Raw genomic sequence first — 10,606 nt, forward strand, 5'->3', positions numbered from 1 at the left:
GGCCCCGCCGCCGCGCCCCTGCCCCTCCTGGAGCGCGGCGAACAGCGCGAACGGCTCGTACAGCTCCTCTCCCGCGGCCGCTCCGTACGCCTCACCGGGCCGGCGGGCTCCGGCCGCACCCGCCTCCTCGACGCCGTCGCCGCCGACTGCGCCGAGCTCGCGCCCGACGGCGTGATACGACTCTCCGGCCACCGCCGCACCCCCACCGAGGTCCTGTACGCCCTCGTCGGCGCCGTCCACAACGCCCCCGACCGCCGCCCCGACCGGGCGGGGCTGCTCGCCCTCGTCCGCGAGATCGGTGCCGTCGTCCTCCTCGACGACCTGGAGTTCGGCGGCGCGGCCCTCGACGAGGTCCTCGACGCCGCACCCGAGTGCGCCTTCCTCCTCGCGGCCACCCCGGACACGCCCGCGCCCTCGTCCGACGCGGCCGTCGACGAGGTCTCCCTCACCGGACTCGACCGCAGCACCACCCTCGAACTCCTCGAACACGCCGTCGACCGGCCCCTCACCGACGACGAGGCCAACTGGGCCGGCGACCTCTGGTTCGAGTCCGAGGGCCTGCCCCTCCGCTTCGTCCAGGCCGCCGCCCTGCTCCGCCAGCGCGACGCACTGCGCTCCCCGGCCGCCGACGCCGCCGACGACAACGCCGACGCCGACGCCGCCGACGACGACGAGGAAGCCGGCGACAATGTCTTCACCGAGATCCGCGAACAGCCCCTGCCGAGCCTCGGCGAGGCCGCCGCGCCGGCCGCGCTGCTCGCCTCCCGGCTCTCCGGGGCAGCCCGTGACACCCTCCGCTTCGCCATCGCCCTCGCCGGGGAGGTCCCGCACCAGGCGCACCTGCCCGCACTCGTCGGCGACACCCACGCCGACGCCGCGCTCGGCGAACTCGTCGGCTGCGGGCTGCTCACCCCCGTCGGGTCACGCCACCGGCTGGCCACCGGTATCACCGAACAGCTCATCGAACACGGCTACGACGAGGACGCCCTGACGCGTGCTCACACCGCCGCCCAGCACTACACCTGGTGGGCAGGCCACCCCTCGGTCGCGCCCGAGCGGGTCGCCGCCGAGGCCGACGCCGTGCTGGCCGCGCTCACCGCGCTCGCGTCCAGCCAGGAGGCCGGACACGCCAGTGCGGCCGTGCTCCTCGCCCGCAGCGCGACGCCCGCCTTCGCGGCCGGGCTGCACTGGGGCGCCTGGGAGCGGGCCCTGCGCTCCGGCCAGGCGGCCGCCCGCCTCGCCGGCGAGGTCGCCGAGGAGGCGTACTTCCACCACGAGCTGGGCGTCCTCGCCCTCTGCAACGGCAACCTCGACCGGGCCCGCGCCGAGCTCGAGGCGTCCATCGCCATGCGCGGCGTCCTCGCCGACAAGCGCGGCACGGTCGCCGGCCGCCGCGCCCTCGCCCTCGTGGCCGACCGCGAACGCGGCCCCCTCAGCGACGGTCGCACAGCGGCGGGCGAGGATTTCCCCGCGGCCCGCTATGAGGAGTCCACCTCGCCGCTGTTTGGCGGCTCCGGGTACGCCAAGGGCGGCGCGGCCTCCGGGCCGGGCGCGGGCGCCGCCCACGGTGAGGGCCCGGGCGCCGGTTCGGGTCCGGTCGGCTCCGGTGGCGCGGGTGGCTCCGCGTACGGTTCCGGCGGCGCGGGCCCGGGCCTCGGCGCGGTGGGCGGCCACGGCGCGGGGGCCGGTCCCGGCCGGGCGGCCGGGTCGGGTGCGGGCGGGTACGGCTCCGGGTCGGGCTTCGACTCGGGCGCGGGCTACGGCAAGGGCTCGGGCGGCTCCGCGTACGACGACGCGGGGGCCGACGCCGACACCGCCGTCGGATCCGGCACGTACATGTACCCCCATGAGGTCCGTTCGGGCCGGAAGGGGCTGAGGGCCACGCTGCTGAGCGGGGCCCGGAAGAACTTCGTCGCGGCCGGTGCGGGCGCGCTCCTCGCGGCGGTCCTGGGCACCGTCGTCACGCTCGGCGCGACCTCGGGCGACGGGGCCGACGACGGCCGGTCCAACGACAGGGTCACCACCGACCACTCGGCCGGCGTGGACGGCACCGACGACGGCGGCTTCGACGCGGAAGCGCCCGGCGACGGCGGCGACGGCGGCTCCTCCGGCGGTTCCGGCGGCGGCTCCACCGGGGGCTCCACCACCGACCCGACCGGCGATCTGCCGAGTTCCTCCGCCCAGCCCGGCACCGGCGGCTCCACCGGCGACACCGCCTCCCCGGGCACCACCCCGTCGACGCCCGGCGGCGGGACCACCTCCAGCGGCAGCGGCAAGCCCACGGCCACGGGCGGCACCACCACCTCGCCCGGCACGACCACCAGCCCCGGCCCCACGGGCTCGACCACCACCGGCCCCGGCCCCACGGGCTCCACGACCACCAGCCCCACCCCGACGGGCACGGCCACCGAGCCCACCCCGACGGAGAGCACCACCGAGCCCACCACCTCGGGCGGCGCCGCGGGCGGCACGACCGGCGGCGACAGCGGCGGCGAGAGCGGCGGCGGCGACAGCGGCGGCGACACGGCGCCCACGGCCGGGAGCCAGGTCACGCCCTCCGGCGACTCGGCCGGCGGCGGCACGGGCAGCGGCGGTACGACGGCCTGACCCGTACTCGTACCGGTACAACACCTACGGCCCCGGACGGCAGTCGCCGTCCGGGGCCGTACGTCTCCCGACGATTCGTCAGAAAAGCCGCAGCTTGTCGTCCTCGATGCCGCGCAGCGCGTCGTAGTCCAGCACCACGCAGCCGATGCCCCGGTCAGTCGCCAGGACACGCGCCTGCGGCTTGATCTCCTGCGCCGCGAACACGCCCTTCACCGGCGCCAGGTGCGGGTCCCGGTTCAGCAGCTCCAGGTAGCGGGTCAGCTGCTCCACGCCGTCGATCTCACCGCGCCGCTTGATCTCCACGGCCACCGTCCCGCCGTCCGCGTCCCGGCAGAGGATGTCCACCGGGCCGATGGCCGTCGGGTACTCGCGGCGGATGAGCGTGTACCCGTCGCCAAGTGTCTCGATACGGTCGGCGAGAAGCTCTTGGAGGTGTGCTTCCACGCCGTCCTTGATCAGGCCGGGATCGACCCCCAGTTCGTGGGACGAGTCATGGAGGACCTCCTCCATGGTGATGATCAATTTCTCGCCCGCCTTGTTCACGACCGTCCAGACGCCGTTCGACTCCCCGTCGCCCTGCTTGAGGGTGCACGGCGGCGACATCCAGTTGAGGGGCTTGTAGGCCCGGTCGTCGGCGTGGATCGAGACGCTGCCGTCCGCCTTGACCAGGATCAGACGGGGGGCGGAGGGCAGGTGGGCGGTGAGCCGGCCCGCGTAGTCCACGGAGCAGCGGGCGATGACGAGACGCATGGTCGGCAACGCTACTCGACGCATGCGCTTCCGCGCGATTCGGCGCCAAACGGCCCTGATTCCGTGGCCTGTTGTGTCCCAATCTCCTGGTGCGGTCCGGACAGCACGCATACCGTGGAAGCGGGAGGTCGTCGCTCGTGCACGCTGCGTGTTGTGCGGGGGCTCCTCCTTCCCTGCCCGTAAGACCCCGCTCCCCGCGGGGTCGCGAGAGGAGAACCCATGTCGCTCGACGTCTCACCGGCGCTGTTGGAACAGGCCGAGCGAGGCGAGGTCGACGAAGCCGCTTTCGTCGACTGCGTCCGGACCTCCCTGCCCTTCGCATGGGAGATGATCAGTTCTCTGGTGGCACAGCTGAAGGTGGACGGGGGTGCGTTCGCCGACAACCAGACGCCTCCGCCGGACGAGCAGGCACGTGGGCAGCTGCTGCGTGCGCTTGCGAGTGACGCGATCCGGGGGGCACTGGAGCGCCACTTCGGTGTCCGTCTGGCCTTCCAGAACTGCCACCGTGTCGCGGTGTTCCCGCTTGACCCCTCGGTCGACGAGCGGCTGGTCCGCTTCACATCGGTCCGGGCCCAGCTGCTGAACCAGTCCCCCGAGCTGCGCGACTGCTGACGCCGCGTGCGTGTTGCCGCTCCGCATCGCGGGAGGTGCGACCGGGTGCAGGGCGGCAGCAAGCCGGTCGTGGTGTCTCCCCACCGCTCAGACCAGCAGCGGCAACACCTCCGAGCCGAGCCGGCGTACGTTCTCCTCCACGCCCGCGACCTGTCCCGAGCCCTCCACCATCAGCGCGAACCGCCGGATCCCGGTCCTCTCCGCCGTAGCGGCCAGCCGGTCGGCCGCCACCCGGGGCGTCCCCACCGGATGGATCCGGCACAGCAGTTCCGTGTACGCGAACGGGTCGCGCATCGCCCGTTGCCGGCCGTCCACCGTCACATGGGCGTCGAGCCCATGCTTCAGCCAGCCCGGCACCGACTTCAGGAGCGTCTCGGACGCGTCCGCCGTGTGATCGGCGATCTGGGCCACGCCCGCCGACACATGGCCCGCCGCGATCCGCGCGACCTCGTCCGGTGTGTGCCCGGCCGCGAGGGCCTCCCTGCGCCACAGGGAGACCATCTCCGCCTTGTCCTCGTCCCCGCAGTGCATCCCCAGCAGCATCGGCAGACCGCGCGCCGCGGCGAGCCGCACACTCTTCGGCGAGGTGCACGCGAGGACGGTCTCGGGTGCCGCCGTGCCGTCGATCAGCTCGTCGGGCCGGGGTACGACCGGGACCTCCCGGAACCGGTGCCGCTCGCCGTGCGCCGCCACGCTCGCGCCGCGCAGCCAGCGCAGCAGTACGTCCAGCGACTCGGGGAAGTCCCGCTCGTACGCCTCCAGGCCCGTGCCGAAGACCTCGAGGTCGACCCACGGGCCGCCGCGGCCCACCCCTAGGGTGAATCTGCCGCCGGAGGTGATGTGCAGCAGTGCGGTCTGCTCGCCCAGCGCCACCGGATGGGCCGTGGACAGCACGCTGACCGCCGTACCGACCCTGATACGGCTGGTCCGGCCGAGCAGCAGCGCGGCCAGGGTGATGGCCGAGGGACACACGCCGTACGGTACGAAGTGGTGCTCGGCCAGCCACACGGAGTCCAGCCCGGACTCCTCGGCGACCTCGGCCGACCGCACCGCGCGGTGCAGTGCCTCGCTGTGTCCTTGGCCGGGAAACTGGGCCGCCAGTAAAAAAGTTCCCACGCGCATCGCCTTATGCCTCCTTGACGGCCGACGCGGCTCCCCTCACGGGCAACAACGCCTGACACGTGCCAAAGGCAACGGCCGGTCGAAGAGTTCTTGCGATTTTCCGCTAACCACCCCTGAGTGGGGGGCTGATCGCACACACGTCGGATGCCCGGCCGCGTGTCGCGGCCTGCACGCCGCCGCTCGGTCCCGCCCGTGCGGACGGGTCTCGCGCGGCCCTTACGCTGGATGGGAACTGTCCACGCCCGCTCTGTGAGGTGTCCTGTGTCCCCGCGCCGCAACCGGCCCCGGAAGAGGGGCGGAGACGAGTCCACCGAGGCCGGCGGCGGGGGCACCGGCGACCGGTACGGCGGCTTCCAGCGCACCGAGAGCTGGCAGGGCGAGGACTGGTCCGTCCGGCACGTGGCCGGCGCGAGTGCGGCCGGGAAACGGTACCGCTGCCCGGGGTGCGACCAGGAGATCCCCTCCGGCGTCGCCCATGTGGTGGCCTGGCCCGAGTACGGCGGCGTGGACGACCGGCGGCACTGGCACAAGGCGTGCTGGAACGCGAAGGACCGCCGCACCACGCGGGTGCAGCGGTCCCGTAACGCCCCTCGTTACTAGTGGGCGGCGTCTAGACGTCCCGGCGGTCCAGCGAGATGTACGCCCCGCCGAGGGCCGCGGCGGTCACGCCCAGCATGATCCACAGCGGTGTCCAGCCGGCCGGCGCCGCCCCCTCGAATTCGCCGCTGGTGTAGATGGCGGCCAGCAGGCTGGGGATGGAGTACTCGACGAGCTTGTCGCGCAGCCCGTTCAGCGACTCGGAGTAGAGGCCGATCGCCAGCACGAACGGGAGCAGCACCACGCCGATCATCGTGGTGATGGCCCCGGCCGAGTGCCGCAGCAGGGTGCCCACGGCGAGCGACAGCAGCCCGAGGGACGCCATGAACAGGCCCACGCCCACGGTCGCGCGCATCCACTGGTCCGCGGTCGCGCCGCCGATCGTGCCGAGGATGACGGACTGCGCGGCCGCGGTGAACGCGGAGACCAGCGTGGTGATCACGAAGACCAGCGCGAAGAAGACGATGGACTTGGCGATGAGGACCCGGCCCCGGCTGGGGCACGCCGTCAGCGTCGTACGGATCATGCCCGTGCCGAACTCGGAGGTGATCGTCAACACGCCCAGCGTGATCACGCAGACGGTGCCGAGGAGCATGCCGACGAGGCCGAGTTCGAGCACGGAGGCGTCGTCACCGAGCTCCTCCTCCGCGATCGGGCCGATCGCGAGCGCCAGGAGCAGCCCGAGACCGGCGACCACCGCGATCATCGCCCCCAGCGTCCAGACCGTGGACCGCAGCGACCGTATCTTGGTCCACTCGGAGGCGATCGCGTCCCCGAGGTGGGCGCGCCGGACGGGGATCGGCGAGGTGTACGGGGTGGTGGTCATCGGGCATCCTCGGTGCTGCTGTCGTGCGTACGGCTCTTGTCGGGCGTCCGGGCGGGCGGCGGAGGCGCGTACCAGCCCTCCGTCGGCACGTCGGGCATCACGACGGGCTGCTCCGGTACGGGGCCGAGCTCGGCCAGCCGGTCGTCGGTGGAGCGGTAGTCCACGGCCGGCTGCGTCAGCCGCATGTACGCCTCCTCCAGCGACGCCTGGTGCGGGGACAGCTCCCACAGCCGGACGTCGGCGTCGTGCGCCAGGTCGCTGATGCGGGGGAGGGGCAGCCCGGTCACGCGCAGGGCGCCGTCGGGCTCGGACAGGACGAAGCCGCCCGCCTCGGTCAGCACGGTCGTCAGCTTCTCCCGCTGCTCCGGCTCCGCGTGCGGGGTCCGCACGCGCGCGAAGCCGGCGGAGTTGGCGGCGATGAACTCCCTGACGCTCATATCGGCGAGCAGCCGGCCGCGGCCGATGACGATGAGGTGCTCGGCGGTGAGGGCCATCTCGCTCATGAGGTGCGAGGAGACGAAGACCGTACGGCCCTCGGCGGCCAGCGCCTTCATCAGATTCCGCACCCAGAGGATGCCCTCCGGGTCCAGGCCGTTGACCGGCTCGTCGAAGAGCAGCACCTCCGGGTCGCCGAGGAGCGCGGCGGCGATGCCGAGTCGCTGGCCCATGCCGAGCGAGAAGCCGTTGGACCGCTTGCGTGCCACGTCCTGGAGGCCGACGACCCCGAGGACCTCGTCCACCCGGCGCGCGGGTATCCCGGCGAGCTGGGCGAGGGCGAGGAGGTGGTTCCGGGCGGTGCGGCCGCCGTGCACCGCCCGCGCGTCCAGAAGGGCACCGACCTGTCGGGGGGCGTTCGGCAGTTCCCGGAAGGGGTGGCCGCCGATCGTGACATGCCCGGAGGTGGGCTGGTCCAGCCCGAGGATCATGCGCATGGTGGTCGACTTCCCGGAGCCGTTGGGCCCCAGGAACCCGGTGACGACACCGGGCCGCACCTGGAAGGACAGGTCGTCCACGGCGGTCTTCGCGCCGTAGCGCTTGGTCAGGCGGACTGCCTCGATCATTCTCCAGTCCCTACGACAGGTCGGTTCGACAGCGGGCGGCGCCGACGACGAAGAACGACGAAGAACGGCGAAGAACCACCCGTAGGAGGTAAGAGGGAGATAAGAGTGTGACGGTTCCATCCCCCGCCGAAAACCTACGCGTACCGCCGCCGTGCCCCCGACCCGGGGCCGCCTTCATCGCCCCGGGGCCGCCGTCGCCACCGCCCCGGAGGCTACGCGTCGCGGCGCTTCATCACCATGTACCCGCCGGTCAGCGCCGCCGCCACCCACAGCAGCATGATGCCCAGACCGCCCCACGGCCCGTACGGGGTGGCCTCGGAGGCCATGGAGCCGGGGACCACCTGCATGATCTTGGCGCCCGCCTGGTCGGGGAAGTACACCGCCACCTCCTTGGCCTTCGGTACCGCCGCCAGGATCTGCGAGACCAGGAAGAAGAAGGGCACCAGGATGCCGAGCGACAGCATCGACGAGCGCAGCATCGCCGCCACGCCCATCGAGAACATCGCGATAAGCCCCATGTAGAGGCCGCCGCCGATCACCGCGCGCAGCACGTTCTCCGCGCCGATCGTCGTGCTGTGCTCGCCCAGCAGGGACTGGCCCACGAAGAAGGAGACGAAGCTCGTCGCCAGGCCCACGGCCAGCGCCAGCAGGCCCGCCACCGCGATCTTGCTGTACAGGAACGTCGCCCGTTGCGGCACCGCCGCCAGCGACGTACGGATCATCCCCGAGCTGTACTCCGTGCCCACCACGAGCACGCCGAACACCACCATCGCCAGCTGCCCCAGCACCATCCCGGAGAAGCTGATCACGGTCGGATCGAAGGTGATCCGCTCGGCGGCGGGCAGATCGTCGAACGCCGACCTCATCAGGGCGCTGATCCCGGCGCCCATCGCCACCGTCACGACGAGGGCGCTCGTGAGCGTCCAGACCGTCGAGGAGACCGTACGGATCTTCGTCCACTCCGACTGGAGGACCGCCGGTACCGAAGTCATCGTTCAGGCCCCCTTCACGCCCGCGCCCCACCGGGGCCGGGTGTCGGCGTGCGCGTGGTACTCGACCGCCCCGGCCGTCATCCGCATGAACGCCTCCTCCAGGGAGGCGCGCTGGGCGCTCAGCTCGTGCAGCACGATCCCGTGCTCCGCGGCCAGCTCACCGACCCGCTCGGTCGACGCCCCGTCGATCTCCAGTGCCCCGTCGTCGGTCTGTACGGGGGGCAGGCCGGCACCGGCCAGGACATCCCGGACGAGCTCCTGCTGCGGGGTGCGGAGCCGCACATAGCTGCGCGAGTTCCGCTGGATGAAATCCGCCATAGAGGTGTCCGCCAGCAGCTTGCCCTGCCCGATGACGATCAAGTGATCCGCCGTCAGGGCCATTTCACTCATCAGATGGCTGGAAACGAACACCGTACGGCCCTCCGCCGCGAGCTGCTTCATCACATTGCGGATCCAGTGAATTCCCTCGGGGTCCAGACCATTGACCGGCTCATCGAACATGAGAATCCGTGGATCACCCAGCAGCGCTGCGGCGATTCCAAGCCGCTGACCCATACCCATCGAAAAGTTCTTCGACTTCTTCCGTGCGACCGCCGTCAGTCCGACCGTGTCCAGGACCTCCCCGACCCGCTGCTCCGGGATCCGGTTCGACTGCGCCAGACACAGCAGGTTGTTGTACGCGCTGCGGCCGCTGTGCATCGCCTTCGCGTCCAGCAGGGCGCCGATGTACTTCAGCGGCTCGTCGAGGTCGCGGTAGTGCCTGCCGTCGATCCGGACCGTGCCGCTCGTGGGGGCGTCCAGATCGAGCATCATGCGCATGGTCGTCGACTTGCCGGCGCCGTTCGGGCCGAGGAAACCGGTCACCATCCCGGGGCGCACGGTGAACGAGAGACCGTCGACGGCCGTCTTCGCGCCGAAACGTTTTGTGAGGCCCTCCAACTCGATCATGGGCCCACGCTACGGGCGCAGATGGCCCCCCGCCACCGGAATGACAGGGGGGCCATATGGAGCACGCCGTTCCGGTCCTCACGGGGGAACAGGACCGAACATGAGCGACTCGGTGTGATCAGCGGGTCTGCTGCGCCGGGACGCCGCGGGTCACCGGCTCGTCGTCGCCCGGCACGTTGGCCGCGGCGACCGCCGCACCGGTCAGCGTCGCCAGCATCTCGCGGACGTTGGTCAGCTGCGCGTTGATGGAGTCGCGACGGTTCGTCAGCGCTGCCAGCTCGCGCTCCGATTCGCTGCGGATCCGGTCCGCCTTGGCGTTCGCGTCGGCCACGATGTCCTCGGCCTGGCGCTGCGCGGTCTCCACCGTCTGGCGGGCCCGGCGCTCCGCGTCCGTACGCAGCTTCTCCGCCTCCAGGCGCAGCTGCTCCGCGCGGTGCTCGATCTCCGCGAGCCGCTTCTCCGCCTTCGCCTGACGCGAGGCCAGGTCACGCTCGGACTGCTCACGCCGCTTGGCGAGGTTCGTCTCGAAGTCGGCGGCCGCCTGGGCGGCCTTCGCGCGCGTCTCCTCGAAGAGCGCGTCCGCCTCCTCGCGCTTGGACTGCGCGTCCTTCTGCGCCTCGGTGCGCAGCTGGTTCGCCTCGCCCTGGGCCTTCTCGACGATGCGGACGCCCTCGTCCTCGGCCTTCGCCTTGCGCTCGGCGGCGAACGCCTCGGCGTCGTTGCGCACCTGCTGGGCCGCCGACTCGGCCAGCTCGCGGTGCTGCTCGGCGCCGCGGCGGGCCTCCTCACGCAGGTCCTTGGCCTCCTCCTCGGCGAGGCGGAGGATCTTCTCGACGCGTGCGCCGAGGCCGGCGTACGACGGCTCGGCGTCGGTCACCTGGGCCTGGGCGTTCTGCGTCTCGAGGTGGAGTTCCTCGATGCGCTTTTCCAGAGCAGTGATTCGGGCCAGAGCACTGTCACGGTCGGCGACGAGCTTGGTAATGCGGTCATCCACCTGACCGCGGTCGTAACCACGCCGCACGAGCTCGAAGCCGAAGGGGGAGGAAGTGTCGCTCATGGGGTTCCTGTCGAATGAGACCGGCTGAGGTGTT

General features: G+C 72.1%; 10 protein-coding genes. 3 read left to right on the forward strand and 7 right to left on the reverse strand.

The genetic code is table 11. From position 1 onward, the window contains the following. Window positions 1-2,607: ATP-binding protein (locus tag FVS66_RS35260; RefSeq protein ID WP_187645725.1), on the forward strand; the 2,607-nt coding region annotated here is incomplete at its 5' end. Window positions 2,608-2,685: 78 nt separating this feature from the next. On the opposite strand, the gene nucS is transcribed toward FVS66_RS35260, so the two are convergent. Beyond that, window positions 2,686-3,357 (reverse strand): endonuclease NucS, encoded by a 672-nt coding sequence (gene nucS / locus FVS66_RS28015; protein ID WP_187645726.1) that lies wholly within the window; start codon window positions 3,355-3,357, stop codon window positions 2,686-2,688. A 219-nt stretch (window positions 3,358-3,576) separates the two neighbouring features. Here nucS and FVS66_RS28020 point away from each other — a divergent pair, with 219 nt between their 5' ends. Continuing rightward, window positions 3,577-3,969 (forward strand): SCO5389 family protein, encoded by a 393-nt coding sequence (locus FVS66_RS28020; protein ID WP_149184025.1) that lies wholly within the window; start codon window positions 3,577-3,579, stop codon window positions 3,967-3,969. An 87-nt stretch (window positions 3,970-4,056) separates the two neighbouring features. Here the strand turns inward: FVS66_RS28020 and FVS66_RS28025 are convergent, their stop codons facing one another. Beyond that, window positions 4,057-5,091: an LLM class flavin-dependent oxidoreductase gene (locus FVS66_RS28025; protein ID WP_149184026.1), complete on the reverse strand. Its 1,035-nt coding sequence runs from the start codon at window positions 5,089-5,091 to the stop codon at window positions 4,057-4,059. Window positions 5,092-5,352: 261 nt separating this feature from the next. Here FVS66_RS28025 and FVS66_RS28030 point away from each other — a divergent pair, with 261 nt between their 5' ends. Beyond that, the gene (locus FVS66_RS28030) at window positions 5,353-5,691 is read left to right on the forward strand and encodes an ATP/GTP-binding protein (protein WP_149184027.1); all 339 of its coding nucleotides are present in this window, start codon (window positions 5,353-5,355) and stop codon (window positions 5,689-5,691) included. A 10-nt stretch (window positions 5,692-5,701) separates the two neighbouring features. Here FVS66_RS28030 and FVS66_RS28035 read toward each other — a convergent pair whose 3' ends face one another. The 5 genes from FVS66_RS28035 to FVS66_RS28055 form a co-directional block, all read right to left on the reverse strand. Continuing rightward, on the reverse strand, window positions 5,702-6,514 hold the full coding sequence (locus tag FVS66_RS28035) for an ABC transporter permease (protein WP_149184028.1): 813 nt from the start codon (window positions 6,512-6,514) through the stop codon (window positions 5,702-5,704). Further along, a complete protein-coding gene (locus FVS66_RS28040; protein WP_149184029.1) occupies window positions 6,511-7,575 on the reverse strand; it encodes an ABC transporter ATP-binding protein in 1,065 nt (354 codons plus the stop codon). The genes FVS66_RS28035 and FVS66_RS28040 overlap by 4 nt, the downstream gene beginning before the upstream one ends. Before the next feature lie 212 nt (window positions 7,576-7,787). After that, a complete protein-coding gene (locus tag FVS66_RS28045) occupies window positions 7,788-8,567 on the reverse strand; it encodes an ABC transporter permease (protein ID WP_149184030.1) in 780 nt (259 codons plus the stop codon). Between the two features lie 3 nt (window positions 8,568-8,570). Further along, complete coding sequence (locus FVS66_RS28050; protein WP_149184031.1) at window positions 8,571-9,515, reverse strand: ABC transporter ATP-binding protein; 945 nt, start codon at window positions 9,513-9,515, stop codon at window positions 8,571-8,573. Between the two features lie 118 nt (window positions 9,516-9,633). Further along, window positions 9,634-10,572 (reverse strand): cellulose-binding protein, encoded by a 939-nt coding sequence (locus FVS66_RS28055; RefSeq protein WP_149184032.1) that lies wholly within the window; start codon window positions 10,570-10,572, stop codon window positions 9,634-9,636. Window positions 10,573-10,606 lie beyond the last annotated feature (34 nt).

The organism is Streptomyces sp. TRM49041 (assembly GCF_008271805.1).
In the GTDB taxonomy this organism is placed as follows: domain Bacteria; phylum Actinomycetota; class Actinomycetes; order Streptomycetales; family Streptomycetaceae; genus Streptomyces.